General features: G+C 38.3%; 26 protein-coding genes and 1 other annotated feature. Of the genes, 8 read left to right on the top strand and 18 right to left on the bottom strand.

What is annotated here, in order from left to right; genetic code table 11:
- Window positions 1-94: 94 nt before the first annotated feature.
- Both CP357_RS05535 and CP357_RS05530 read right to left on the bottom strand, forming a co-directional pair.
- Window positions 95-601: a YbhB/YbcL family Raf kinase inhibitor-like protein gene (locus CP357_RS05535; RefSeq protein ID WP_025005805.1), complete on the bottom strand. Its 507-nt coding sequence runs from the start codon at window positions 599-601 to the stop codon at window positions 95-97.
- Between the two features lie 104 nt (window positions 602-705).
- Window positions 706-2052 carry a threonine/serine exporter ThrE family protein gene (locus CP357_RS05530; RefSeq protein WP_025005804.1) on the bottom strand — a complete coding sequence of 449 codons (1347 nt, stop codon included), beginning with the start codon at window positions 2050-2052 and terminating at the stop codon, window positions 706-708.
- Between the two features lie 169 nt (window positions 2053-2221).
- Between CP357_RS05530 and CP357_RS05525 the strand changes: the two genes are divergently transcribed.
- Genes CP357_RS05525 through CP357_RS10670 form a run of 3 tightly spaced genes read left to right on the top strand, consistent with a single transcriptional unit; the run spans window position 2222 to window position 3696 of the window.
- Window positions 2222-3160, top strand: a complete 939-nt coding sequence (locus CP357_RS05525) for a sugar-binding transcriptional regulator (RefSeq protein WP_098036743.1) — start codon at window positions 2222-2224, stop codon at window positions 3158-3160.
- 18 nt (window positions 3161-3178) lie between these two features.
- On the top strand, window positions 3179-3511 hold the full coding sequence (locus tag CP357_RS05520; RefSeq protein WP_098036742.1) for a transporter: 333 nt from the start codon (window positions 3179-3181) through the stop codon (window positions 3509-3511).
- Between the two features lie 53 nt (window positions 3512-3564).
- On the top strand, window positions 3565-3696 hold the full coding sequence (locus CP357_RS10670) for a hypothetical protein (protein WP_255404978.1): 132 nt from the start codon (window positions 3565-3567) through the stop codon (window positions 3694-3696).
- Between the two features lie 66 nt (window positions 3697-3762).
- Here the strand turns inward: CP357_RS10670 and CP357_RS05515 are convergent, their stop codons facing one another.
- Window positions 3763-4143 carry a DUF1828 domain-containing protein gene (locus CP357_RS05515; protein WP_098036741.1) on the bottom strand — a complete coding sequence of 127 codons (381 nt, stop codon included), beginning with the start codon at window positions 4141-4143 and terminating at the stop codon, window positions 3763-3765.
- Window positions 4144-4275: 132 nt separating this feature from the next.
- On the opposite strand from CP357_RS05515, the gene CP357_RS05510 reads away from it, so the two are divergent.
- From CP357_RS05510 to CP357_RS05495, 4 genes are all read left to right on the top strand, one after another.
- A complete protein-coding gene (locus CP357_RS05510; protein WP_098036740.1) occupies window positions 4276-4833 on the top strand; it encodes an ECF-type riboflavin transporter substrate-binding protein in 558 nt (185 codons plus the stop codon).
- Between the two features lie 12 nt (window positions 4834-4845).
- Window positions 4846-6555 (top strand): ABC transporter ATP-binding protein, encoded by a 1710-nt coding sequence (locus CP357_RS05505; RefSeq protein ID WP_098036739.1) that lies wholly within the window; start codon window positions 4846-4848, stop codon window positions 6553-6555.
- Window positions 6548-7381 carry an energy-coupling factor transporter transmembrane protein EcfT gene (locus CP357_RS05500; RefSeq protein ID WP_087235595.1) on the top strand — a complete coding sequence of 278 codons (834 nt, stop codon included), beginning with the start codon at window positions 6548-6550 and terminating at the stop codon, window positions 7379-7381. The genes CP357_RS05505 and CP357_RS05500 overlap by 8 nt, the downstream gene beginning before the upstream one ends.
- Window positions 7382-7619: 238 nt before the next feature.
- The gene (locus CP357_RS05495) at window positions 7620-7991 is read left to right on the top strand and encodes a dihydrofolate reductase family protein (protein ID WP_233187212.1); all 372 of its coding nucleotides are present in this window, start codon (window positions 7620-7622) and stop codon (window positions 7989-7991) included.
- 260 nt (window positions 7992-8251) lie between these two features.
- On the opposite strand, the gene CP357_RS10330 is transcribed toward CP357_RS05495, so the two are convergent.
- From CP357_RS10330 to CP357_RS05425, 15 genes are all read right to left on the bottom strand, one after another.
- Window positions 8252-8410 (bottom strand): hypothetical protein, encoded by a 159-nt coding sequence (locus tag CP357_RS10330; RefSeq protein ID WP_164480612.1) that lies wholly within the window; start codon window positions 8408-8410, stop codon window positions 8252-8254.
- 30 nt (window positions 8411-8440) lie between these two features.
- Window positions 8441-8896, bottom strand: a complete 456-nt coding sequence (locus CP357_RS05490; RefSeq protein ID WP_098036738.1) for a DUF441 domain-containing protein — start codon at window positions 8894-8896, stop codon at window positions 8441-8443.
- A gap of 287 nt (window positions 8897-9183) precedes the next feature.
- Window positions 9184-10725, bottom strand: a complete 1542-nt coding sequence (gene citF / locus CP357_RS05485) for a citrate lyase subunit alpha (RefSeq protein ID WP_087175848.1) — start codon at window positions 10723-10725, stop codon at window positions 9184-9186.
- Window positions 10715-11629, bottom strand: coding sequence for a citrate (pro-3S)-lyase subunit beta (citE, locus tag CP357_RS05480; RefSeq protein WP_003626613.1), 915 nt, complete (start codon window positions 11627-11629; stop codon window positions 10715-10717). Before citE ends, citF begins: the two co-directional genes overlap by 11 nt.
- On the bottom strand, window positions 11630-11923 hold the full coding sequence (citD, locus tag CP357_RS05475; RefSeq protein ID WP_025005795.1) for a citrate lyase acyl carrier protein: 294 nt from the start codon (window positions 11921-11923) through the stop codon (window positions 11630-11632).
- Window positions 11913-12965: a [citrate (pro-3S)-lyase] ligase gene (citC, locus tag CP357_RS05470; RefSeq protein ID WP_025005794.1), complete on the bottom strand. Its 1053-nt coding sequence runs from the start codon at window positions 12963-12965 to the stop codon at window positions 11913-11915. The genes citD and citC overlap by 11 nt, the downstream gene beginning before the upstream one ends.
- A gap of 90 nt (window positions 12966-13055) precedes the next feature.
- Window positions 13056-13847: an alpha/beta fold hydrolase gene (locus tag CP357_RS05465; protein WP_025005793.1), complete on the bottom strand. Its 792-nt coding sequence runs from the start codon at window positions 13845-13847 to the stop codon at window positions 13056-13058.
- A gap of 78 nt (window positions 13848-13925) precedes the next feature.
- On the bottom strand, window positions 13926-15392 hold the full coding sequence (locus CP357_RS05460) for a DASS family sodium-coupled anion symporter (RefSeq protein ID WP_056945425.1): 1467 nt from the start codon (window positions 15390-15392) through the stop codon (window positions 13926-13928).
- Window positions 15393-15968: 576 nt separating this feature from the next.
- Entirely contained in the window at window positions 15969-17285 is a 1317-nt protein-coding gene (locus tag CP357_RS05455; protein WP_087175846.1) for a C1 family peptidase, read from the bottom strand.
- 125 nt (window positions 17286-17410) lie between these two features.
- The gene (locus tag CP357_RS05450; protein WP_098036737.1) at window positions 17411-18337 is read right to left on the bottom strand and encodes an L-lactate dehydrogenase; all 927 of its coding nucleotides are present in this window, start codon (window positions 18335-18337) and stop codon (window positions 17411-17413) included.
- A gap of 163 nt (window positions 18338-18500) precedes the next feature.
- Complete coding sequence (locus CP357_RS05445) at window positions 18501-19877, bottom strand: flavocytochrome c (protein WP_098036736.1); 1377 nt, start codon at window positions 19875-19877, stop codon at window positions 18501-18503.
- Window positions 19878-19888: 11 nt separating this feature from the next.
- Complete coding sequence (locus CP357_RS05440; RefSeq protein ID WP_056945423.1) at window positions 19889-21292, bottom strand: class II fumarate hydratase; 1404 nt, start codon at window positions 21290-21292, stop codon at window positions 19889-19891.
- Window positions 21293-21422: 130 nt separating this feature from the next.
- Window positions 21423-22124, bottom strand: a complete 702-nt coding sequence (locus CP357_RS05435) for a methionine ABC transporter permease (protein WP_013437718.1) — start codon at window positions 22122-22124, stop codon at window positions 21423-21425.
- On the bottom strand, window positions 22117-23178 hold the full coding sequence (locus tag CP357_RS05430) for a methionine ABC transporter ATP-binding protein (protein WP_087363398.1): 1062 nt from the start codon (window positions 23176-23178) through the stop codon (window positions 22117-22119). Before CP357_RS05430 ends, CP357_RS05435 begins: the two co-directional genes overlap by 8 nt.
- An 11-nt stretch (window positions 23179-23189) precedes the next feature.
- Entirely contained in the window at window positions 23190-24044 is an 855-nt protein-coding gene (locus CP357_RS05425; RefSeq protein ID WP_013437716.1) for a MetQ/NlpA family ABC transporter substrate-binding protein, read from the bottom strand.
- Window positions 24045-24086: 42 nt separating this feature from the next.
- Window positions 24087-24326 (bottom strand) — a binding site (T-box leader).
- 135 nt (window positions 24327-24461) lie between these two features.
- Here CP357_RS05425 and CP357_RS05420 point away from each other — a divergent pair.
- Window positions 24462-25394, top strand: a complete 933-nt coding sequence (locus tag CP357_RS05420; RefSeq protein WP_098036735.1) for a DNA/RNA non-specific endonuclease — start codon at window positions 24462-24464, stop codon at window positions 25392-25394.
- Window positions 25395-25545 lie beyond the last annotated feature (151 nt).

The raw sequence follows: 25545 nt of genomic DNA, 5'->3' as shown, positions 1-25545 counted from the left end.
TACCCGTGGTCTAGACTTTCACTAGACTAGATGAAATGTCATGCCCGACACACAAGCATAAAATAAGACTCCTGAAATATCAGGGGTCTTATTTTTATTTAGCACGACTTGGAATTTCAATAGTTGTCTTAGCAATAATGTGATCTTTCACTTTGGCTAAAAATTCATTTAGATAATAACCATCTTTTAATTCCAATTCATCATCCAAGGCATAGACTGTTAATGAATAATTATGCGTCTTATCTGGTGGCATAGGACCTGTGTAGCCCAATACCGGTCCTGAATCTTTGGGCAAAAACTTACTAATATTGCTGTTATAACCTTGAACAAAATCAATATTTTGATGATGTTGACTAATATCAGCGGGAATATCTTTGACTGGCAAGTTTGCAGCTAACCAATGAATCCAAGTAAAACCACAAACTGGAACTGAATCATAATCATAAAAACAAACTGCTAAGTTTTTTGCATCTTTAGGCACGTCAGAAACAAAAATGGGAAAAGAGCGGCTAGGCTTACCTTCAATTTTTTGATCTGCAGGTGCGAATTTGCTATAACGATCAAATAAGTAACCGTTCATTGTTGGTACTTCAATTTTCATATTATCACCTCATGTTCATTATATTAGTCCTTAACTCAAAAAGGTTATCAAAAGCAGATTAAAAGAGCCAGAAAAATCTGACTCTTTTTTGCTATTCAACTTTATTAATCCGCATGTCTCCACTTCTTGTCTGTTAAGATACGTGCGGCAAGCAGCCCAAAAGGAAGTGCAATGACAATCATCAATGCTTCAGTAATCCAGTAAGCACCGATGTTAATGTTAGTAATACCGAAGTTGAACACTGCGCGGTACATATATAGTCCTGGCACCATAATTACGATTGAAGGAACAGTAATCGCAATTCGTGGGAAACCAACTTTTTGTCTAACAATACTTGCCAAAAGCCCGGAAACAAGAGCTCCAATAAAGGCTGCTAAAGCCGGTGCCATATGAGCGTAATCAACTAGACTCAGTCGTAAAGTATTAGCCATCGCACCCATAATTGCGGCAGTTGCGGCCATATTCGGACGACTATTAAACATAATTGAGAAGCCAAATACCCCGCAGAAGCTGGCAATTAAGCGCAAGAATGTTAGCATCCCCGGATTAATGCTCAACTTAAGCATGGAACCCGGATGCAAATTCAAAATCGTAGCCACTGCCCACCCTGACATGGTGGCAATCGTAATGATCAAAAGCGCATAGGTCATTCTCTCAAGCCCAGATCTCATATCTAGCTTAGACATGTCCAGTCCTGAAGTAATGAATGGAAATCCCGGAATCACGAACAGCATTGCACCAATATAGCCGTAAGCATGATGATAATCCAAATGGAAAATCATCTTGCCAATGTGAAATGTCAAGAAGTAAACTGCACAAGCAACTGCTACAGCAACCGCGATTTTAGCTACAAGGGTCATTTTCCGCTTGCCCATGAGTGCTCGAACATAATTTCCTGCCCCTGCACCTAAGAAGGCACAGATAACTTCAGGCCAGCCGCCACCTAGTAAAAAGATAAAGCCTGCACAAGCTAAACCGGAACTTAGACCCGCAATTACTGCAGAATATGCTGATTTTTGATTTTCGATCTCACGCAAGCGCTTGTGAATCTGTCCAATATTCCAATTACCATGACCTGCTTCAAACTGACGAACGAATTTTTCTAGTTCATTCAATTTAGTCATATTAACATCAGTCGCTGGCAAAGATAGCGTCTGTGAATATGACTCATTATCTACGTCAAAACAGGTATACTCGATTGAAACCAACCCAATATCCGTCGAACAGGTAATTCCTAAAGTTCTTGCAATCGTGTCCATCGAATCACGTACACGCCAGGCACCTGTCCCACAACTTAACAGCATAATCCCTACTCGGCCAACAATTGAGGCCTTTTCTACTAGAGTAGCATCCTGTGCCATCGTCTTATTATCACTCTTGAAAAATTCCTCCCATAGAATCTTCATGTGATGTTTTTGCGACAAATGATATTCTCGTTCCTTTTCCTTCATTAGATTAATTACTTTCCCTCATTTTTTAAATTAATTAAAATACGCTTTTCTATTTTAACACAGTAATATTTACGGAAAGCATTTTATATTTTTCAAAAAATAAGCGTTCCATTTTACTATTTTAAATCTATAATGAATATATGAATCATATAATAAAGGACGGTTTATAGTGGCACAATTAACCGATGAACAACTTGCTAGCATTGCACATGACTTTTATCTCAGCAAGTTAAATATCGCAGAAATATCACAAAAATATAACCTATCGCGCTATTTAATCACTAAGGCGTTAGACGATGCAGAAATGCGCGGAATCGTTAAAATCAAAATTACTCAAGGAATTAAACGCAATCAGGTTTTAGAACGAAAATTCCAAAAGCTCTTTGGCTTAAAAGAAGCTTTTATTCTCAAAAGTTCTGAAAATGATGCTAACGACGATGAATCTGTTGTCAACTTCGCTACTAAGCAAATTCAAACTTATTTGCAAAATACCCATATCGCCGGAGTCACATGGGGCAGTACAATGCGCGGTGTAATTAACAACTTTAATGAAGAAAACTTTAATAAGCTCTACTTCATTCAGCTCCTAGGGCAAGCCATTAATGCAAATCGCCGCAAAAATCCTTTGGTCCAAGACGCTGCAGAAAAATTCCACGCTAAAAGCTTAGGATTGCCTACGCCACTTTACATCTTAAATCCTAAAATTATTCCAGCTTTAAAGAAAGAACCCTACTTTAAAATAGTTGAAAATTGTTATCACAACTTAGACCTTCTTTTTACCGGACTAGGAACTCTTGATTCATTCAAGGCTAATCCATTCTTAGATAAAAATTACGGTCCGCAACTATTTAAGAACATTCCAGAAGAACAAGTGGCCGGATTAATTATGGGACGTCCCTATAATATCAACGGAGAATTTTTCACTGATTTCGAAAAACACATCTGTGGTATATCAATGAATGACATTATGCAAGCACCTACACGCTTCTGCGTTGTTAATAATCGCTTTAAGTCTAAAGCACTATTAGGCGCTCTGCGTAGCGGCATCATCACCCACTTGGTTATTAATGATGATTTGGCCCACCGCGTTTTGCGAGAAGCAGAATAATTATTAGAGGGGATAATTATGAAAAAATCAAAATATGATCTATGGATCGGAGCAATCAATTTAATCAACTGTTGTCTATTTATCTGTTCCTGGTTTGCAATCTTTGGTGCAGATTTCACAGCTAAAATTGCCTTCTTTTTCTATCTTTTTGCCTGGATTGGCGTGATTCTTAATGCAATCGCCGGCGTTCAATCACACAACTTAAGCATTTCATTAATAGGACCGATCTTAGGCGTAATCGGCAATGCCTTATATGGTTTTACCGCTGTGTTAGCCTTACCGGCAGTGATTATCAATATCATTTCTGCATTCTTTATTTTCATGCAGCATAACAATAAGAAAAAAGTATGATCAGATTAACTTTTCGATAAATTCGATCTACAATGACGGTAGAGGTTATAATTATGGAATTTAGAGTAGATGACTGTATTCCAGATGTTGAAACAATTATGGCCTTAGCCGAGGACATCGCTGATTTTAATTTAAACGGTAAAAAACCAGAAGATGTTCATGTAGGAAGGATTAGCAATGTTTAAAGTTGCCCGAAAAAGTTTGTATCAAAAAATGCATCCCTGATTAAACAGATCAAGGGATGCATTTTTTTAGCCCAAATATGAAATGGCAACTTGCAATTGTGCCAGCTTCATTGCTGCCTGAGCTACATTCTTGCGGTCAACATCAACATAAATTTCACAGTGGTCTTCGTCAAACTGATAACCTGAACCAAGAGTAATATCTGCCGCAGTCTCATATAATTCCATATCTTCTTGATTAGGATCAAGTTTAAACAAAATTCGACCGCCATCACTTACGCGGCAATGATCTTCATCTTCCTTTACCCATACATAAACGGTATCGCCATAAGAATCAATCATCATTGTCGCAATTTGCATGGTTTGATCATCAACCCAAATAATTTTGGTCTGATCGGCCGCATATTGGCCAATTTCATTATCTAATTTTTTAAGTTCGTCTTGTCTCATTTTTACCTCTAACTACTACTTCACTATTATCATAATTTTAATTGTAACATATCCACCCTTTTCTGCTACATCCCCTTGACGGTAACCGCTTTCCAATTATACGGTGTTATTATCACAAATCGGAGAAAAATTATGAAAAAACAAGATTTATCTGTTAAAAATGTTGTCGCTATAGGGATCGGTTCTGCCATCTACGTTATTCTGGCGCGCTTCACCTCAATTCCGACTCCTATTCCTAATACCAACATCGAGCTAGTCTTTCCTTTCCTAGCTCTTTTCGCAGCCATTTATGGTGCTAAAGTCGGTTTTGCGGTCGGTTTCATCGGCCATACCCTATCTGATTTTATTATGTATGGTCAAACCTGGTGGAGTTGGGTTTTGGCTACTGGTGTACTTGGTTTGATTATTGGCCTTGCCTGCAAAAAGCTTGATTTGAAAAATGGTATTTTCGGTATTAAGCAAATTTTGCTATTTAATATCACTCAAATTATTGCCAATATCATAGCCTGGATAATCGTTGCCCCTATCGGAGACATTATCATCTATAGCGAACCTGTTAACAAGGTATTTGTTCAAGGAATCAGTGCCACCCTCTCAAATGGTATCACCATCTTGATAGTTGGTACGCTTTTATTAAAAGCTTATGCAGGTACCAAAATTAAAAAAGGCAGTTTACGTAAAGAAGATTAGAAAGACTTAGGCATGACTGAACCTATTATTACTTTTAAAAACTTTTCATTTAAATATGACAGCCAGGCATTCCCGACGCTACAAGACATTAATTTAACTATTAATCGCGGTGAAAAAATATTGATTGCGGGACCATCTGGTAGTGGCAAGTCAACTATTGGCCACTGCATCAATGGCTTGATTCCTAATATTGATACAGGAACGATTACAGGCGAATGCTTGATTAATGGCAAAAATATCAAGGAGACCGACCTCTTTGACCTCTCATTTACTACATCGACTATCTTGCAGGATACTGACAGTCAATTCATTGGTTTAACTGTCGGTGAAGATATCGCCTTTGCACTAGAAAATGATTGTCGTCCGCAAAACAAGATTAGACAAACTGTTCACCGCTGGGCTGACAAGCTAGAGATCAACGATTTATTAAAGCAAGCACCGCAAAGCCTGTCTGGCGGACAAAAACAAACCGTGGCCCTTGCTGGCGTCTTGATTGATGAATCACCTATTATGCTATTTGACGAGCCCTTAGCCAACTTAGATCCCGCTTCAGAGATGAAAACGATGGCGTTAATCGATCAAATTCAAAAGGAATTAAACGCCACAGTAATTATTATTGAACACCGTTTAGAAGAAGTGCTCAGCCAACCGATCGACCGCGTCGTTTTAGTCAATGATGGCAAAATTATCGCCGATAAATCACCTAACGACCTGCTTCATCAAAACAAGTTAGAAGACATCGATGTAAGAAGTCCACTTTATCTAACTGCTTTAACCAAAGCAGGCGTTGACTTGGATGCCATTCCTGATCTCACCTCAATAAAAGCTCTACCTGATGACGAAAAAATTGGACAAAAATTACAAAAATGGGCAGATGATGCTTCTTTGACTTCTAAAAAAGAAGAAAAACAGCCCCTGCTCGAATTAAAAGGCGTAGGACACCGCTATAACCATTTACAAGTTAATCCACTACGCGACGTTACAGCTACCATCAACAAGGGAGATTTCGTTTCCATCGTAGGACAAAATGGTGCAGGCAAAACTACGCTTTGTCGCCTGATCTGTGGCTTTATTCCTAATGAAGGTAAAATCTTATTTGATGACGACGACCTATCGCAATATTCTATTAAACAAATTTCTGAAAAAATTGGTTATGTCATGCAGGATCCTAATCAGATGATCTCGCAAAAAATGATTTTTGATGAAGTTGCTTTGGGTTTATGCCTACGTGGTTACAGCAAAGATGAAATCAAGGATAAGGTTTTTAAGACTTTGAAAATTTGCGGTCTTTACCCTTACCGTCATTGGCCAATTTCTGCTTTGAGTTTTGGTCAAAAAAAGCGTGTGACCATCGCCGCTATTTTGGTTCTAGAGCCTGATATCATCATCCTAGATGAGCCAACCGCTGGTCAAGATTGGAAGACCTATACAGAGATCATGAACTTTTTAAAGAAGTTGAATGAACAAGGCAAGACGATCATGATCATTACCCATGACATGTACCTGATGATGGAATACACTAATCGCTCATTGGCTTTTGCCGATGGTAAACTAATTGCGGATACCGAACCGATTAGATTATTAACCGAAAAAAGTTTAATTAAAAAGGCTTCTCTTAAACGAACTAGTCTCTATGACTTGGCTCATAAATATAATTTAAGAGATCCTAATTACTTTGTCCGCGCTTATGTCGATTCAGAAAGGACCAGTCAAAATGCATGATCAAAACCAGATTCTAGGCTACCAGCCCGGCACCAGCTTTATCTATCAACTAAACGCGACTACTAAGCTAATCTTCATGTTGCTGGTCTCGGCGGCTTGTATGATCACTTATGATACACGCTTCTTACTCGCAATTTGTGTTTTCTCGATCATTTTATTTAAAGAAGCACAAATTAAATGGTCACAAATTTCCTTTATCGTGAAATTTATTGTTGCCTTCATGATTTTAAATTTGATCTTTGTTTATCTTTTTCAACCAACTTATGGTCAAGAAATATATCATTCACGTAGCATCATCATTCATGCTGGCTACTTCACTCTCACGATCCAGGAAGTCTTCTATTTATTCAACTTGCTACTAAAATATATCTGTTCAATTCCGATTGTCTTATTATTCTTGTTGACGACCAATCCGAGTCAATTCGCCGCTAGTTTGAATAAAATTGGCATTAGCTACAAGATCTCTTACGCAGTGGCGCTGGCTTTACGTTATATTCCTGACATTCAGAATTCATATTGGGCTATCTCTGCTGCTCAGCAAGCTCGAGGCAACGAATTGTCAAAGAAAGCTAAGTTATCGCAGCGAATCAAAGGAACTTTAAACATCATTATGCCGCTTATTTTCTCTAGTCTGGAGAGAATCGATACCATCAGTACCGCCATGCAGCTACGTCGCTTTGGTTCTAAGAAGAAAAGAACCTGGTATGTAGCTCAATCATTTAAGAAAGAAGATTATTGGGTGATGGGATTGTCAGTCTTGTCTATTTTAATCGTGATTTTGCTCTGGCAATTGAATCATGGCCGCTTTTATAATCCATTTATGTAGCAAAAAGCTCTATCGCTTTTTGACGAAAAATAATTCTAATAAGGTTATTACTTCTAATTAATCGGAAATGAAAGGACCATAAGGTAAAATTAGAAAAGTTGTTCTATTTATTGCAATGAGTCTTGACGGATATATTGCAGATAGTAATGGTGGTGTTGAATGACTAAAGGGACAAGGTAATGATAACGAAAATATAGATACCTATTCTGAATTTACCCAAAATATAGATACAATTTTAATGGGCTGGAACACATATCATCAAATTGTTACAGAGCTTTCTCCGACAAAATGGATATATAGCGATTTTACTACTTATGTGATTACACACAATAAGAGTAATTCTAACAAGCAAATTATTTTTACAGATGTAAACCCTATAGATTTATTGGAAAAATTAAAGCAACAAGATGGCAAAGATATTTGGATTTGCGGTGGAGCTAATCTTGTTCAACAGATAATGCGTGCAGATTTAATTGACAGATATTACAATTCCATTATTCCAACACTTTTGGGGAAAGGTATTAAACTTTTTGGAGAGTTGCCAAAAGAACAAAAACTATCATTAGTTCGAACACGCAATTATAATGAAATTGTTGAGTTAGTATTATGAACACAGAACCAGACACATAGGTGCAGAGTCATTGAATTTGTGAGAAATCACAGTTCGTTGACTCTATTTTATTTCATTAGGTTTCCTATCAGGCCAGGAAGAACAGATTGACAGCATAACTTAATAAAAAATGTCTGTTAAGAAACAGCTTATTCAGCGCACCTAAAAAGCTACTTATTGCCTAAATTTGGACAACAAGCAGCTTAAAATTTTGGAATATTATCGTGTCAGGCTCTTAACTTAATGACATTGATTTTGCATTAGTCCTTTTTATGTTTTTTCTTTTTATCATCGTCATCAATCGTGACAACTTCAGGCTTCTTAGGAATTGGCGGTGTAATAACTTCATAGTTACGCAATCGTCGTTCTAAATAATCATCTAATCGCTGCGTAATATCTTCATGCACAATAATCGCCATTACACTCACCCACCTTTACTACATTATATATTAGAAATGTAAGTTAAATAAAGTGATAACCAGATAAGTCATACCGCTGGCAATTACGGGACCGGCGGCCACGCCCTTAAATACTACTACGCCGATGATCGTTCCTAAAACCAAGGCGACAGTTACTTGTGGCACGGCGGTTAACTGATCAACGCCATATCTTGACAAAATAGCTACAGCAATCCCGGCTAAGATAGCGATCCACCCTGCTGGCGATTTGAAAGTATTGATCAAATCCTTAAAACCAATCTGCCCTGTCGCAATTGGAATCAAGATTGCCACTGAAATAACGGTGACGCCCCAATTGATACCTTTGGCTTGAATCACTGGCAGCCACTTGCTGGCAAACGGAATTAACTTTAACGCCATCACTACGCCTGTAGCGATGATCAATGACATGTTTTTACCAACCAGGGCGACAACTAATACTAATGCTAAAAATAGCCAACTCTCCATATTTTTCCCCTTCATTTTATCTATCTTTCATTTAAATCTACACAAGAAAAAAGTTAGTGAAGCTGACTCACTAACTTTCAATTAGAATATTTTCATTATAACTAAATCTGCTTAAAAATAGAATTATTTTTTCTCAAGTCAAAATAAGTGAAAACTTATTATTAAAATGTCATAATAAAGATACTCAGACAAATATATGTATATGCAGAGCCTATCTACCAAGATAGGCTCGTTTTTGTATAAAAAAGACATGCGCCTCAGCACATGTCTTTCAACAGAATCAATTTTTAGTCTTTTACTTCTTTAATAGCATCAATAATTGTACCATCACGGTATTCAACTAAAGCTACAGTCCGGTCAGTATATTCAAGTGGCTTTGGTACACCAACTTGCTTTTCTGCCATCTTTTGCAAATCATGAATGTCCAAAATATTAAGTCCAGGCACATTCTTAAATGCATCAATCAAGTCCTTGCGGGCTGGGTTAATTGCAATGCCTCGTTCAGTAACCAATACATCGATTGATGAACCTGGTGTAACGATAGTTTCAACACTAGGTACAACAGTAGCATTTCTACCACGAACAAGTGGAGCAGTAATAATGGTCATCTTAGCACCTGCGGCAGCATCTTGGTGACCACCAACGGCACCACGAATTACACCATCAGAACCAGTCATGACGTTAACATTGAAGTTAGTATCAATTTGCAATGCGGACAAAATAGAAACATCAAGGTTATTAACAACCGCACCCTTGTTATGAGGATCGGCATACCATGAAGCATCAATTTCTTGTTGGTTCTTGTTATTAGCCATAGATTGAGCAGCACCCTTATCAAAGTCCTGAACATCCATTACTTTTCTAACAAGACCTTCTTCAAGCAAATCAGTAGTTGGCTTAGTAATACCACCCAAAGCAAATGAAGCAGTAATACCGTCCTTAATCATGCTTTGACGAAGGTAACGAGTAACAGCTAATGCGGCACCACCTGAACCGGTTTGGAAACTGAAGCCTTGCTTGTAGTATGGTGAGTTAACAATAACTTGGTTAACCATTTGCGCAATCTTAAGTTCCTTAGGATCCTTGGTAAAACGAGTAGCACCTGAACCGATCTTGTCAGGGTCACCTACTTTATCAACCTTGACTACGTAGTCAACTTGGTCTTGCTTGATTGAAGCTGGGGTATTTGGATAATCAACAATATTGTCAGTTAAAAGAACAACTTTGTTAGCATATTGAGCATCCATTAAGGCATAACCTAATGAACCAAAGACAGCATCCCCATCTTGACCATTAGCGTTACCTGCAGGATCAGAAACAGGCACACCTAAGAAGGCAACATCGATCTTGATTTCTCCTTCTTCAATTGAACGAGCACGATTACCGTGTGAACGGAAAATCACAGGATTCTTCAAGCCGCCGTGAGAAACGAAGTCACCAAGTGAACCACGCATCCCTGAAGAAGTAATGTTAGTAATGACGCCCTTCTTAATAGCTTCAATTACCTTATCATTCATAACACCAGTTAATGAACTTGGAGCCAAAGTTAAATCCTTGTACCCCATAGCAATGATCTTGTCCATTACCATGTTAAAGATGTAGTCACCATTTCTAAAGTGGTGGTGGAATGAAATAGTCATGCCATCTTTCAAGTTGTTCTTGATTACGTCATCAAGAGAAGCAACGACCTTATCTTGACCAGTAGTTACGCGAACCTTTGGAGCTACACGCTTTACTTCTGGATGACCAATTTCAGTAGTTTCAAATGGCTTTAAATCCATTTTATTCATTAAATCGTCTGGTAATTCGCGTTTTACTTTATTCTCCAATGTAGTTACCTTCTTCATCAATCAAGTTAGAAGCTTTTGCAGTTTCAAGTACACGAGTTGCTTTTTCTACAACTGGCTTATCGACCATCTTACCGTTAAGTGAGATAACGCCGCTACCCTTAGCCTTGGCTTCACGAATAGCATTTTCAACATTTTTAGCTTGTTCAATTTCTTCTTTAGTTGGATTGAAGACCTTGTTAACCATCGCAATTTGACGTGGGTTAACCAAACTCTTACCGTCATAACCCAATTCGTGGATGTAATTAGTTTCACGATAGAAGCCTTCGGTATCCTTCATGTTAGAAAAGACAGTATCAAAGGCATAAACATCGGCGGCGCGAGCTGCTTGCAATACCATATTACGTGCAAATTCAAGTTCACGACCATCTGGGTAACGGTGCGTGTGCATATCAGCAGTGTAATCTTCACCAGATACAGCAAGTCCCATCATCAATGGTGTAGCTGTCGCAATTTCTGGAGCATTCAAAACACCCTTGGCACTTTCAATGGCAGCCATGACACCGATTGAACCTTTTTCAATGCCATATTCATCTTCCCAGTGTTCAATGTCCTTGACCAACTTTTGAATCATTGCTGCTGATTCGGTCTTTGGCAAACGGATAACATCAACGCCGGCCTTAACCATGGCACGAACATCTTCATCATAAAATGGCGTGTCTTGACCATTTACTCTAACTACGATTTCGCTACCGCCAAAATCAACAGTCTTAATTGCTTCGTAAACAAGCATTCTAGCTGCGTCTTTTTCAGTCAAAGATACTGAGTCTTCTAAGTCGAGCATGATTGAATCAGCGCCATAAATGCCGGCATCTTTGATCATGGCAGGGTTATTACCAGGAACGAACATCATGGTTCTACGTAAACGATTTTTAACGTAAGTCATTTAAAGCACCTCCAAGTCAGGCTTATCTTGTGTTTCAGTAGCACGTTGAGCAGCTGCTAAAGTACGAGCCTTAATCACACAATCAAGCGCACCCTTGTCAGTTGCCTTAACCTTGGCATTTTCTAAACCGTACTTCTTCAAAGTCTCGGTGATCACCTTTTCAATTTGATCACCATATGCCTTTTTAACTTCAGATTCCAAATCGATTTCAATACCGTTAGAACCTTTAGAGATCATGATTTGAATATCAGAACTTTCGAGGGTTCCTGCTACGGCAGTAGTTTTAATTTCCATCAATATTCATTCCTTTCTCAATTCTCGATTGCAATTCACTCATATTTTGCTTAATAAACTCATAGGTAGATTCGGGTACAAACTTGTTGATCTTTGCCAAATCTCCATCCTTGATCCATTGTCTTACCTGAGTAGCAGTCACAATCTGTCCTGACTTTTCTAGGCGCTTAACAGTAATCACTTCAATATCAGGACCAAGCTCATGAGCTAAACTAACATTATAAAAGTGCGTCGTACGTGAAATAGGTTCTTGACCGATATAACGACGGGCAATGTTCAAAGCGGGTGCAATTTTATTCTTGAACACTGCAGCATCGACTGAGGTTTGGACGTCAATCAATTCATCAGGTGATTTTAAGAAATAAGCTGGGAATGTTGCTGGAGAAACCATGTAATCGCCACCTGAAACAACTTTTACATTAGCAAATTGCTTGGTCCCTTCCTGCACCAGCTTCATTCTTTCGTTAAAATTGAACAAGGAAACATCATTAGCTACCACAAAAACATAGACTAAATCATTTTCTTCACTTGCCATCTTAACTAAGTGTTGATGACCCAAGGTAAAAGGATTGGCATTCATCACAATCGCTGCGATCTTCTTATCAGCTTGATCTTCTACCTTTGGCAAATCACTCAAGAAATCATTTACATCTGGCATCCCGTTCTCTAAAAAAGCTGCCTCATCTGTCTTAGCCAGCAAATTAAAATGCAAGTGCTCAAAACTAGACGCATACTTGGCTTTAGTAAAAACGAATGAATGGTAAATCTTCTGCTCAGCTAAATACTGGAGCAAGTTGGTAACCACCTTGTTAAAGCGGGCGCCTTGAGTATCTTCATTAATCACACCCACATACTTCAACACGTTCCCGGCAACGCTGCCTGTACCAACTAGCTTGCCATCCTCATCTACTAAACCAATCGTATGGTCGATTTGATCAACTTCACGTGCACTAAAATTATGCAGATCTAAAGATGAAAGCAAATTCTCCCACTTTTGACGAGTTGCGGCATCACTTAAAAACAAATCAACTACTTTATCCATTGATATGCCACCTTACTATTATCAAAGAGCAAGTAATCTTTTTCACAAAGAATAGTTTACTCTTGCCGTTTTAATATTTCAAATTTGTGCTTAGTTTTTTAAATTTTGCAAAAATTTACTAATAATCTGATGAACTTTTGCTGGTTGTTCTGCCTGAGGCAAGTGCCCACATTCCGGAACAATTGCGGTTTCAACCTTCTCATTCAGGAATTTAATTGCCTTCGTAAAATCAGGATTAAAGAATGGTGATTTTTCACCAGCAATTACCAGCATCGGAACTGGACTATCCATAATCATATCGCGCCAATCTTGTTCCGCATGCTCTACCAAGCAATTGTAGTTTTCCTCAGGATTATAAGGAAAAGCTTGATATTCATTCTTGGCATCTTGGAACATTTTTTCATCAATATGATGGTAAAAAGCCTTGCCAAAATCGAATTTTAACATTTCTGGATAATTATCCCAGGTTAAATCCTTAAAGCCATATTGCCAGGTCTTATCGGCGATCATCTTAGGTGATTGATCTAGATCAACCATCGCCTTAAGCCGGCCCTTACCATAAATGGACAAGTAGGCCCAGATGTTGGCCGCACCCATGGAATTACCGATAGCAACAACATCGTGCAAATCCAGCTCTTCCATCAATTCTTCCAGGTCAACGGCATGACGACTGATTCGCTGACCGCGGTAGGTGCGCTCGGATTGTCCTTGATTGCGCGGATCAAGCATGACGAAGCGATAACGATCATTAAAAAGTGCAATTAGGTCTTGCCACATTTGACTAGAACCACCGATACCGGGGATGCCTAATAAAACAGAGCGATCTTTTTCCCCTGTATCGCTGTAATGCAGCATGACATCATCATTTGTTTTAAATTTCATTTTGATCCTTCTTTGTATTCTTAGTTTTAACCTTATTATTACACAAAAAAGCAACCTGGTTTCCCAGATTGCCTTTTTCTACCAAACACCGATAATCTTCATCCAAAGTGAACCTACAATACCAAAGATCAGCATGTAGAGAATACCCAAGATGAAATTCATCTTCCACCATTCTTTTTGCTTAACGTAGCCTGTCGTAGCCAAAATTGAAGCAGGACCGTTAGCATAGTGAGTAGTTGAAGCGTTAATTACACCAGTAAATGCTAACAGCATAGCTGAAAGGCCAAGCGGTGCACCCATTGCAGTAGCTACAGTTAAGAATGGCAAATAAAGAGCTGTCATGTGAGCTGTACCACTAGCAAAGAAGTAGTGAGTGTAGAACATTAACAAAATAAGTACTACTAAAACAAGGCCCCAGCTGATGCCGTGAACTTCGCTTTGAATAAACTTGGTGAACCAATCGATAAAGCCGTAAGAAATCAACTTACCGGCCATAAAGATCAAGATTGAAAGCCAAATCAAAATGTTCCAAGCACCAGTTTCATGCAAGGCATCTTCCATGCTTAACACACCAGTAATTAATAAAAGCGTTACTGCTAAAAATGCAACAAAGGCTGAGTTAAGTTGTGGAATTTTGAAGAATCCTGAAAGAACCCAAAGTAAAATAGCTAAAGAAAAGACAATTGCCATGATCTTTTCAGGTTCGGACATTGGACCCATCTCTTTTAATTTGCCATCAGCCCAATTTTTAGCATTAGGAGTTTCCTTAATCTCAGGTGGATACATTTTGTAAATTACAATTGGAATAATCAATGTAGCCACGATTACTGGAACTAAGCCTGCCCAGAACCAGCTAATCCAGCTCATTTGATAGCCCTTTTGTGCGGCCATCTGTTGAGCAACCAAGTTAGGAGCAGCACCAGTAATAAATAGTGCTGTTGATAAAATATTAGCGTGAAAGGCGGTGAAGTCTAAGTATGCGCCGATCTTCTTTCTTGAAGGATCGTGAGGATTAGACTTGTAACTCTTGGAAATAGATTCAACTACAGGCCAAGTTACCCCACCAGTACGAGCACTGTTAGATGGAATAAGCGCACCCATGATTAATTCCAAGCCGGTAACGGCATAACCGATACCAATTGATCGCTTACCGAACTTTTTAATCATTAAGTAAGCTACACGGTTACCTAAACCGGTCTTGCTAATACCATGAGCCATGATAAAGGCCATAGCGATTAGCCAAGCAGCAGAGTTGCCAAAAGAACTCAAAATACCAGTTTGTACTACCACGCCCTTGGAATTAACTATGTCTTTAACTGGAGCTAAGCCAACTAAGACAGTTACTACCATTCCGAGCAATGTTGTACCACCAATTGGCAATGGCTTTGTGATACATCCCACAATCGTTGCAACAAAGATTGCAAACATTTCCCAGGCTTGAAGTGATAAACCACTTGGTCGCCATGGTGTGATCAACCACAGCACTATACCTACTACTAAAGGCCAAATGAAGCCTTTATAATTTACCTTCTCTAAATTTTTCATTTTTCTCCCCTGATGAGTATTCAATAAAAAAATCAATTCAAAAATGAATTTTTTCACATAGTATTATATACCTTTCAAGGGAAATTTAAACTATTTTAAAAAGAAAGTTATTTTTTATGTTTTTTAAAATAAAAAACAAGTGCATTTCTGCACTTGTTCGCTGTCTTAACAAACATTAGTTTGATAAAATTATATCTGCAAAAAAGTTAAATTAGCGGCGGTACTTCTTTTAGAAAGAAGTTGATGCTTATGGTGTAAATCATTTTGCTCATATTCTAAAGAAAGGAGGACCAATTTTACTTGATGAATCTTCTTGTATTCATCCTTGGTGTAACATTTTTCTTATGTTGCCTGGCATCGGAGCTTGTATATCTAATCACCCAGACTATTCGATTAGTTATTCTAATTCGAACATTAAAAAAATAGCAAAATTAAAAACCGCTTCAATAGCTTTTGGAAGAAGTTTAGCGGTTTTTAATTAATCCTAAACAGTACCACCGTTTTTTAACGGTTTTGCACTAAAGAGGTGCGGCAGTCGTAATGCCGGCCTCTTTTTTCATTTCTAATTATATCACATTAGCCAATATTATCCCAAGGCTTCAAGTCTACTGCTGGACCTTCTGCAAGTTCAACTTGCTCCTTAGTCAAAAATTCTTTTCTAACTACGACATCATAAACATAGTCTTCAAACCATGGTTGACTCATTTCGTAAAAGCCCTTGTGACCAAACTTGTCACCCCATGAATTTTCAACCTTCCACTTGCGAATGTGGCCGTGATCTTCATCAACACCGACTAAGGTCATATCGTGAGTAGCAAAACCTTCGCCAGTCGCTAAACGATCAGCCTTGCTCATCTTGGTATCAACACCAAATAATTTATCGGTTTGGTAAAGTTCGGTATCAAGATAACCAGTCTTTCTTTCCATTTGCTTTAAAACGTCGTTACCAAAGATTACGGCATCCCCAGATTTAAGTTGTGCTACAGCAGCTTGAGCCAAGTATTCAATTGGCACATTCAAAAACTTAATTTGATCACCGCCATCAACATTGTCATAAAGTGGCATATGGTAAAGCTTGTTAAATTCGTGGTTAGGACAGTTTGATAAAACTACATAATCATCAAACTTAAAGTCCTTGAAATACTTTTGTACGAATTCACGTGGAGTTAAGTCTCTTTCCAAGTGATATTTTTTGTCGTCATCGCGGTATTCCAAGTCAAACTTCTTTGGTGGTTCGCCTAAGGCAACAGATACCATGCGGTAAACTTCATTCAAAAAGTGCTTCTTAGCCTTTTCAATTTCATCTTGTGAACTGCCTTCACTCACTAATTTACGTAAAGCAATAGCATCTTTTCTTTCCTTACGTGCTAAAGAATCGATCAAACCAGTAGTATTGTTGGAGTTAAAACTTTCAGGCATTGCGTATGAAGGTACAACACCATATTTTTTAACTAGGTTGATGGCCATGCTCCAAAGGCCGCCATCTTCACCAGCAAAAGCTAACCATGATTGCACTTCGCGGTCGTTAAGTGGCTTATCAGCCAAACGGATCATTGCATCATAAAAGGCATTTGCACGTTCAATCTTATCCCAGAAAAAGTTATAAGCTTGTGAGAAAGTGAAATCTTTTACTTTGTTTTGCTTGCCAAAGTAATGACGCAAAACATTCAATGTGGCAAATTCCCAGCAACGACCAGAATGCTTTTGGTCAGTTACGCCACCTACATCAAGTTCAGTTGAAAAAACATGGTTTAAACGTTCTGAAACGCGATCGTTAAAGGATGCTTCAAGTAATCCGCTACGACGAGCAGCACGTGAAGCAACTTGATTTTTGCTATTAGTATTGAAATCGGCAGAAAAGTCTGCGATCTCTTGATCAGAAATAACTGTCATATCCTACCTCGTCAGTCTCTAATTTCTTATTAATTCTTTAATCATAATAATACCTTCTTTTGTATTATCTAGCAAGCAAAAAAAGGCGTTCAATGAACGCCTTTTTCTTAATATATCTATATCAATTAAAGGTCAATACCTGATAATACTTCTTGCATCTTGTCAGCTGAATTAATCATCTTAGCATTTTCAGCATCTGAAAGCTTAGTTTCGATTACTTGTTCAATACCTTCACCGTTGATAACAGTTGGAGTACCTAAGTACAAGTCGTGCTTAATGCCATATTCGCCGTTAATTGGTGCTGATAATGGCAAGCAGATTGAACGGTTGTCCAAGATGGCACTAACGATTTGGGTAAGCATCATTGCAACACCATAGAATGTAGCACCCTTGTTAGCGATGATCTTGCCGCCCTTCTTGCGGACGTCAGTTTCAATTTCACTTAAAACATTGTCATTAATTTCTGCATAGTCGCGAAGCGGCTTGCCATCAACAGTTGATTCATCAAAGTTTTCAAAACTAGTATCACCATGTTCACCAAGAACCATTGAGTTAACCTTGGCAACTGGAACATTAAGCTTCTTAGCAAGTTCAACGCGAAGACGCATTGAATCAAGTGAAGTACCAGTACCAATTACACGGTTCTTAGGGAAGCCTGATAACTTTTGAGTTAAAGTAGTTAAGATATCTACTGGGTTTGCGGAAACAACGAATACACCCTCAAATCCTGATTCAACAACGGGTTCTACAATGCTCTTTAAAATCTTAACGTTCTTAGCAACCAAATCAAGTCTAGTTTCACCAGGTTTTCTAGGAACACCAGCAGTAATTACACAAACGTCAGCATCTTTAGCATCACTGTATTCAGCTGGATGGATATCAGTTTGACCCATAAATGGAGTAATATCTTCAAGGTCCATTGAGTCACCAACTGGACGATCCTTAGCTACATCGCAAATTGCCAATTCATCAACAGTAGCGTTTTGCAATAAGTCATTTGCAAAAGTTGAACCTACGGCACCATCACCAACAAGAAATACTTTTCTACTCATAAGTTATATTAGTCCTTTCATAAACGTAATTTTCTACATATTCCATTATACACTAAGCGCTTACATTAGACACTATTTATTAATTAATTACGTTAATATTGTGCTTTTCTTAACAAATATATTGAAAAAAAGACAACTCTCATTGTCTCTTTTTCGGTTAGATTTATTTGTGTTCTCTAGCGTATTTAGCCATTTGAATACCAGCTTGGCGACCAAAGATAACCGTTTCAGCAACTGAGTTACCACCAATACGGTTGTTGCCGTGAAGTCCGCCAGAAACTTCACCAGCTGCATAAAGACCTTTAATTACGTTACCGTTGGTATCCAATACTTGAGTTTCGGTGTTGATATGAATTCCGCCCATCGTGTAGTGAATAGCTGGGTGAATGTGAATAGCGTAGTATGGTCCAAGGTTTAATTCACGATCCATACCAGTAGTTCTGCCAAATTCCTTATCCTTGTGGTTTTCAACGGCCTTGTTCCACTCATCTACTGTGGCAGCTAAGTTTTCTGGATCAACATCAATTTCCTTAGCTAAGTCGGCCAAAGTGCTGCCCTCCTTAACCAAGCCAATGTGGTCATAAAATTCTACAGCTGCAAAATGAGCACGAACACCTGAATCGAAGACCAAGTATGCACCGTCTTCGTTTAAACCAGTAATCGCACTTGAAACAATTTTACGGGTGTTTAATTCGTTAACAAAACGCTTGCCGGCCTTGTTAACCAAAATAGCACCTTCACCACGTAAACCTTCACCGATTAAGTAAACGTGTGGGTTATCAGTATCTGCAGTTGGGTGAACTTGAATAAAGTTCATTTGCATCAATTGCGCACCAATTTCTTTAGCAAGCTTAATCCCATCGCCAGTAGCACCTGGTTGGTTGGTAGTCTTGTAGTCAACTAAATCTGGACGATACTTCTTGATGATTTCTTTAGAAGCGCCAAAGCCACCAGTAGCAAGCAAAACTGCCTTAGCCTTAATTGTTTTAACGCCTTTATCAGTTTCAACTTCTACGCCGTTAACATTGCCATTCTTGTCTTGCAACAATTTAGTTACTTTAGCATCAGTAAAGATGTCTACACCGGCCTTTTTAACTTGGTTAGTTAAACGTGAAGTCAAATAGAAACCAACTGGTTCCATTGAACCTGGACGGTGAGCTCTCTTTACGCTCATCCCACCGGTAATGGTTAAATCAGTCAAACGAACGCCATATTTCATTAACCAGCTAATTGCAATAGCAGAGTGGTTAACAAAGTACTTAAGCATTGCACGGTCGTTTAATAAACCGCCACCCTTTAAAGTTTCTTCGTAAAAGTCACGGTTGTTGTCAATGATTCCTTCATCAAGTTGAACCAATGATTCAGATGCGTTCATACCACTAGAAGCACGACTAGTGTTACCACCAATTTTACCGTTCTTTTCCAAAATAACAACATTCAAACCAAGTTCACGAGCTTGAAGTGCTGCTGTTAAACCAGTACCACCTGAACCAACAATTATTGCATCATATTTATTTTTTAATTCTTTATTATTTGGCATAATATCCCCTATTATTCTTCTGGAGTGGACTTGTCGACATTAGTCATCTTCATGTAGTCCATCCATTCATCGTATTGCTCTTCGGTAACCTTGCCGCTCTTTAAGGCAGCTTCTTTCAAAGTAGTGCCCTCTTTTTGTGCAGCTTGGGCAATTTTAGCAGCAGCATGGTACCCAATGTGTGGTGATAAAGCAGTAACTGTCATAAGTGAATTTTCAAGCAATTCATCCATACGCTCTTCGTTAACAGTTAAGCCATGTATCATTTTATCAGCAAAACCAGTAATTGTACCAGTTAATATATCACAAGAATCAAGGAATGAAGCAATCATGACAGTCTTAAAGACGTTCATTTCAAAGTTACCTTGACTTGCAGCAAAAGTAATCGTGGTATCATTACCAAATACTTTAGCAGCAGCCATAGTTACAGCTTCGGCTTGAGTTGGGTTTACCTTACCTGGCATGATACTTGAACCTGGTTCGTTAGCAGGAATATTTAATTCACCGTAACCAGCTCTTGGACCTGATGCCAAGAATCTGATATCTTGAGCAATCTTAAACATGTCGGCTGCGAGCGTCTTAAGTGCACCATGCATTACATCAAGACCTGAGTGGTGAGCTAAGCCCCAGAACTTGTTGGTCTTAACCTTGAATTCGTGACCATATACTTCTGATAATTTACCAGCAATCTTTTCAGTCATGCCTGGTGCAGCGTTAAGTCCGGTACCTACAGCAGTACCACCGATAGCCAATTCATAAAGAGTTGGCTTCAATTCTTGAATGTATGAAAGATCATGTTTCAATGCGGAAATGTAGCCAGATAATTCTTGACCAAAAGTAAGTGGAGTTGCATCTTGCAAGTGAGTACGACCAACCTTAACAGTTTTCCAGTACTTCTTTTCCTTAACTACTAATTCATCAATCAAATGCTTGATAGCAGGTTCAAGCTTGTCTAAGGCTTCAACAGCAACGATATTCATAGTAGTTGGATAAGTATCATTAGATGATTGACCACGGTTAACATCATCGTTAGGCAAAATACCTAAACCTGGGTGAAGCTTGTTGGCCAAGTTAGCCACTACTTCGTTAACGTTCATGTTACTTTGAGTACCTGAACCAGTTTGAAGTACGTGTAATGGGAAGTCTTTTCTTAAATCTGTATCATTAAGTGCTAAAAGATGATCAATTGCATCTTCAATTGCTTCACCTTTTTCTTTAGGTTCATCCCCAACCTCAACGTTTGATTCAGCTGCCGCCTTCTTCAAATGCAAAAAGGCACGGATGATTTGAATTGGCATTAATTCACCACTTGGGAAGTTATTGCGACTTCTTTCTGTTTGTGGACCCCACAAAGCATCCTTAGGAATTTTTACAGGGCCAATAGTATCACTTTCAATACGATATTCTTCTTCGCTCATTATTTTTCCTCCTTACATAAGCATAAGGTTTTTGTTAGTTTTCAATCACCTTTTATGATACCTGTAAAGGCTTTCTTTTTCAATTAAAGAAAAAAGATCTAGGATAGCCTAGATCTCATCTTAAAAATTTCTACCTATTTTGATGGTTCATCTTTTTAGCAAAGAAGTCACCAACAATTTGTACAATAAAAATCAAAATAATTACTAAGACAGTAGCAACTAAGGTAACGTCATTGTTAAAACGATTGTAACCATATGAAATAGCTGTGTTACCTAAACCACCGGCACCGATGGCACCAGCCATTGCAGTTAAACCAATCAATGAAATGATGGTTACTGTTGAAACGCGGATTAATTCTGAACGTGATTCACGTAAGTAAACATCAAAAATGATATCTGAAACAGTTGCGCCTAAACTTTGAGCAGCCTCTACTTTACCTGTGTCAACACTTTCAAGGGCAACTTGTACCTGACGAGCGTAGAATGGGAAAACACCTAAAGTTAATGGAACTAAGGCTGCCTTCATCCCGATTTGAGTACCAACAATCTTTTGCGTAACAGGTGCAACAAAGGCAAGCAAGATTACAAATGGAATAGCTCTAAAAATTGAAACTATCTTATCGCAAACGTTATACCAGAACTTGTTTGGACGAATACCGTCTTCTTTGGTTACAACAAGCAAAACACCAAAAATAATTCCGAGAATGCCACCGAAGATTGTGGCCCAAAAAGTCATGAATAATGTTTGAAAGATACTAGTTCCCCAGCCAGCGTCTCCGCCCCAGCCGAGTTGTACGACATTTGGACAAACTTTTTCAAACCAACTAATCATCTAAATTCCCCTTTTCATCCAATCTAGTCAAAGTAACGTTTTGCTTCTCCAAGAATTCTCTAGCTTGCTTTTGCTTATCGGCATCCCCTTTAACCAAAACAACCAAAGTACCGATCGCTTCGCCATTTAACAGTTCCACGTTACCATAAAGCATTGAAACCTCTACTCCAATTTGACGGTAAAGTTCAATAATGATGGACTTAGTCACATTGGCAATGCTGTAAACCAGTTGATATACCTCTTCATTTGCTTCTAGTTTGCCAAGGTTCAAGGCCTCTAAAGTTTGAATAGCTTCAAGGCCACCACCAACAAAGCGTTTAGTCAATTCCTTCTTAGGATGCAAGAAGACTTGACGCAAATTGCCTTTTTCAATCATCTTACCGTGTTCCATTACAGCAACCTTATTACAGATCTTCTTAACGGCATCCATTTCGTGGGTGATTAAAACTACAGTCAAACCTAATTGCTTATTGAGTCGCTTCAATAGATCCAAAATTTGTTGTGTATTTTGTGGATCAAGCGCACTAGTAGCTTCATCAGAGATCAAGATATCGGGGTGGTTAGCCAAAGCACGAGCAATAGCTACTCTTTGTTGCTGACCACCTGATAATTCAACTGGATAAAAGTTAGCCTTATCTTTCAAATCAACTAAATCAAGCAATTCTAATGAACGTTTTTCTAATTCTTCATCGGAAAGTTTTGCATGCTTTAATGCAAAAGCAACATTTTCTAAAACCGTTGTTTCATTTAATAGGTTGAAGCCTTGGAAAATCATGCCGATTTTTCGACGTTCCAGTTGCAATTGTTTATTAGAAATAACTTGTTTGCCCTCTTTAACAAAATCGACATCGTTGACCTTGATATTACCCTTGCTAGGATGTTGCAGGAGGTTAATCGTTCTAACCAAGGTTGACTTACCGGCACCAGAGAAGCCGACAACTCCATAAATATCGCCTTTTTCAACGTGCAAAGTTACATCGCTAACTGCTTTGACAACTTTACCCTTTTTTTGAGGAAAATCTATATCAATATGATCTAATTGAATAATGCTCATTCTAACCCCTCCTACTTAATCTTGATATCCCAAGCAGCAATTTGTGAATTACCGTAGTAGTGCTTAGTCATCTTCTTTGTCTTTTCGGTTTGGTAGGCCTTAACCACATCTTTGTAAAGTCGGTTGTTTTCTTGACCCTTCTTAGCACAAATGATGTTGATCCATTGCTTAGAATCTTTGTTAACTGGTTCAACGTAAATAGTTTGCTTATCGCCTAAACCAGCTGGACCAGCATAGTCGTTGTTAACTACTGAAGCATCAACTGAGTTGATTACTCGACCAGTTTGTTCAGCACCAACTTCCTTTAACTTAAGGTTGCGTGGGTTCTTAGTGATATCGGCTACAGTAACAAGTGTCTTGCCCTTTCTTAAACCGATTAAGCCAGCGTTTTTAAGAACAAACAATGCTCTTGATTCATTAGTTGCATCATTTGGAATGGCAATAGTTGCACCATCTGGCAATTGAGACAACTTCTTGTATTTCTTAGAGTACAAACGAATTGGTGCAATATAAGTTTTACCGATTGGAACTACACCACCACCATTTGACTTGTTCCATGCTTTAAGGAAGGCGTAGTGTTGGAAAGCATTCAAATCAACATCGCCAGATTTCAAAGCCTTGTTTGGCTGGTTGTAATCAGTAAAATTCTTTATCTTAATCGTAATACCATATTTATCTTTAGCCGTTTGAGCAACGCTCTTCCAAATAGCTGCATCTTGTTTACTTTGTGAGACAACACCAACTGTTACAGTCTTGGCTTGGGTTTTACTTGGAATTCCTGGTCCAAAACTAAACCAACCAGCAATTAAGATTAAAACGCCGATAATTGTCCAAATAATTGTATTTCTCCGTCTACGCTTACGCATGTAACTCAACTCCTAATAATGAAAATAAAAAAGCATTCATCCTAAAAGGACGAATGCTCGTGTTACCACCTTTAATTCATTTATCACTCACGCGATAAATCTCATTAGCTATCAAATTAATAGCCTGCACTGTTAACGGGTACAAATCCGCTGATAGCTAAATATCACTATCAGTCATCGTTCCAAGCCCATATTCGCTAGAGCCTATTTGCTAACTTTCACCACCACGTTAGCTCTCTTTATAAATAGGAAACTAGTTACTCAGCTCTTCAAGATGTTTGATTAATAATTTGTTATAAATAAGTTATCATCATTTTTTAATCTAGTCAACATATTTTTAATTATTCTTCTGAGTAAGCGGTTTTATTTTATAATGTGATTATATCTTATAATTTAATAATTGCTAAGGAGAAAGAAATGAAGAAAAATCACTTTCGAAGTTTGGCTCTCTTATTAGTAGCGGCAGTAGGCTTGATTTCCTTTGCCAATACTAATGTCCCATGCAATAACCAAACCGTTTATGCCGTTTCAGATAAATCACTCGCTAATCTGAAATTTCATAAACAAGAAATTGTTACGGTCGACCATAATAAACCGCGCTTCTCTAAAAGTACGTTGTCAAAGAAAAATGGTCCCTGGCAAAAATACAGTAATTTAGATTACTTAAATAGAGCTCAGGCGGCTAATGCCCTTTTGAATAGGAGATTGATGCCCCATAGTCCAAGAGCTGGTTTGACTTGGGATCCAACTGGTTGGCACAACAAACGCATTGCTAGTGGCTGGCTTTACAACCGTTGTCACCTAGTTGGCTATCAATTAACCGGTCAAAATAATAATCCGCGCAACCTAATTACTGGAACACGTGAATTAAACGATCCAGACATGCTCAAGTACGAAAATGAAGTTGCCAATTATTTGAAAGACTCTTCAAGTAATTACGTTCGCTACAGAGTTACACCAATTTTCAAAGGTAATGACTTGTTAGCAAACGGTGTTGAAATGGAAGCTAAATCAATCGGCAGCAATGCTGTTGATTTCAATGTTTATATTTTCAATGAGCAACCTGGCGTAATCTTAAACTACAAAGATGGTACTAGTCGCGTTAAACATGGTTCAAGTACGATTGCTGAACATGTAAAAGCTAGAAGCCATCATGTGACTAAAGCAAGAACCATTCATAACATTAAGCACAAGATTTCTACTGCAAATTACCGTGTAATTGGTAACAAACGCAGCAAGATTTATCATGTTGCCAGTGGTGAAAACTATCATATGAGTTCAGCCAATGCAGTTTGCTTCCCTTCAGAAGCTGCTGCTAGACGTGCTGGTTATCGTAAATCATTAAGATAATGAAAAAGAGTTATCTGCTTTTTTAAACAATGTCATTAAGTTAAGACATTGACAATTAAGGGTGCTTTTTTAGAGATCGAATCATTTGGATTCGATCTCTTTTTTTGTATAAAATAAAGGCGAAAAGACCTGCCTTTTCGCCTATCTTATA

The sequence above is a fragment of the Lactobacillus sp. UMNPBX6 genome (assembly GCF_002553975.1).
Taxonomy (GTDB): Bacteria; Bacillota; Bacilli; order Lactobacillales; family Lactobacillaceae; genus Lactobacillus; species Lactobacillus gallinarum.
This window is presented reverse-complemented; position numbering and strand designations above follow the sequence as displayed.

Bases quoted from the DNA above. Each gene is read 5' to 3' on its own strand.
- CP357_RS05465 (WP_025005793.1), bottom strand. From the start codon at position 13,847: ATGAAATTTAAAACAAATGATGATGTCATGCTGCATTACAGCGATACA.
- CP357_RS05515 (WP_098036741.1), bottom strand. From the start codon at position 4,143: ATGAGACAAGACGAACTTAAAAAATTAGATAATGAAATTGGCCAATAT.
- CP357_RS05535 (WP_025005805.1), bottom strand. From the start codon at position 601: ATGAAAATTGAAGTACCAACAATGAACGGTTACTTATTTGATCGTTAT.
- citC (WP_025005794.1), bottom strand. From the start codon at position 12,965: ATGGATAAAGTAGTTGATTTGTTTTTAAGTGATGCCGCAACTCGTCAA.
- CP357_RS05425 (WP_013437716.1), bottom strand. From the start codon at position 24,044: ATGCGTAAGCGTAGACGGAGAAATACAATTATTTGGACAATTATCGGC.
- CP357_RS05505 (WP_098036739.1), top strand. From the start codon at position 4,846: ATGACTGAACCTATTATTACTTTTAAAAACTTTTCATTTAAATATGAC.
- CP357_RS05495 (WP_233187212.1), top strand. From the start codon at position 7,620: ATGGGCTGGAACACATATCATCAAATTGTTACAGAGCTTTCTCCGACA.
- CP357_RS10670 (WP_255404978.1), top strand. From the start codon at position 3,565: ATGGAATTTAGAGTAGATGACTGTATTCCAGATGTTGAAACAATTATG.
- CP357_RS05510 (WP_098036740.1), top strand. From the start codon at position 4,276: ATGAAAAAACAAGATTTATCTGTTAAAAATGTTGTCGCTATAGGGATC.
- CP357_RS10330 (WP_164480612.1), bottom strand. From the start codon at position 8,410: ATGGCGATTATTGTGCATGAAGATATTACGCAGCGATTAGATGATTAT.
- CP357_RS05520 (WP_098036742.1), top strand. From the start codon at position 3,179: ATGAAAAAATCAAAATATGATCTATGGATCGGAGCAATCAATTTAATC.
- CP357_RS05420 (WP_098036735.1), top strand. From the start codon at position 24,462: ATGAAGAAAAATCACTTTCGAAGTTTGGCTCTCTTATTAGTAGCGGCA.
- CP357_RS05435 (WP_013437718.1), bottom strand. From the start codon at position 22,124: ATGATTAGTTGGTTTGAAAAAGTTTGTCCAAATGTCGTACAACTCGGC.
- citE (WP_003626613.1), bottom strand. From the start codon at position 11,629: ATGACTTACGTTAAAAATCGTTTACGTAGAACCATGATGTTCGTTCCT.
- CP357_RS05500 (WP_087235595.1), top strand. From the start codon at position 6,548: ATGCATGATCAAAACCAGATTCTAGGCTACCAGCCCGGCACCAGCTTT.
- CP357_RS05455 (WP_087175846.1), bottom strand. From the start codon at position 17,285: ATGACAGTTATTTCTGATCAAGAGATCGCAGACTTTTCTGCCGATTTC.
- CP357_RS05530 (WP_025005804.1), bottom strand. From the start codon at position 2,052: ATGAAGGAAAAGGAACGAGAATATCATTTGTCGCAAAAACATCACATG.
- CP357_RS05445 (WP_098036736.1), bottom strand. From the start codon at position 19,877: ATGCCAAATAATAAAGAATTAAAAAATAAATATGATGCAATAATTGTT.
- citD (WP_025005795.1), bottom strand. From the start codon at position 11,923: ATGGAAATTAAAACTACTGCCGTAGCAGGAACCCTCGAAAGTTCTGAT.
- CP357_RS05430 (WP_087363398.1), bottom strand. From the start codon at position 23,178: ATGAGCATTATTCAATTAGATCATATTGATATAGATTTTCCTCAAAAA.
- CP357_RS05440 (WP_056945423.1), bottom strand. From the start codon at position 21,292: ATGAGCGAAGAAGAATATCGTATTGAAAGTGATACTATTGGCCCTGTA.
- CP357_RS05490 (WP_098036738.1), bottom strand. From the start codon at position 8,896: ATGGAGAGTTGGCTATTTTTAGCATTAGTATTAGTTGTCGCCCTGGTT.
- CP357_RS05460 (WP_056945425.1), bottom strand. From the start codon at position 15,392: ATGAAAAATTTAGAGAAGGTAAATTATAAAGGCTTCATTTGGCCTTTA.
- CP357_RS05450 (WP_098036737.1), bottom strand. From the start codon at position 18,337: ATGAGTAGAAAAGTATTTCTTGTTGGTGATGGTGCCGTAGGTTCAACT.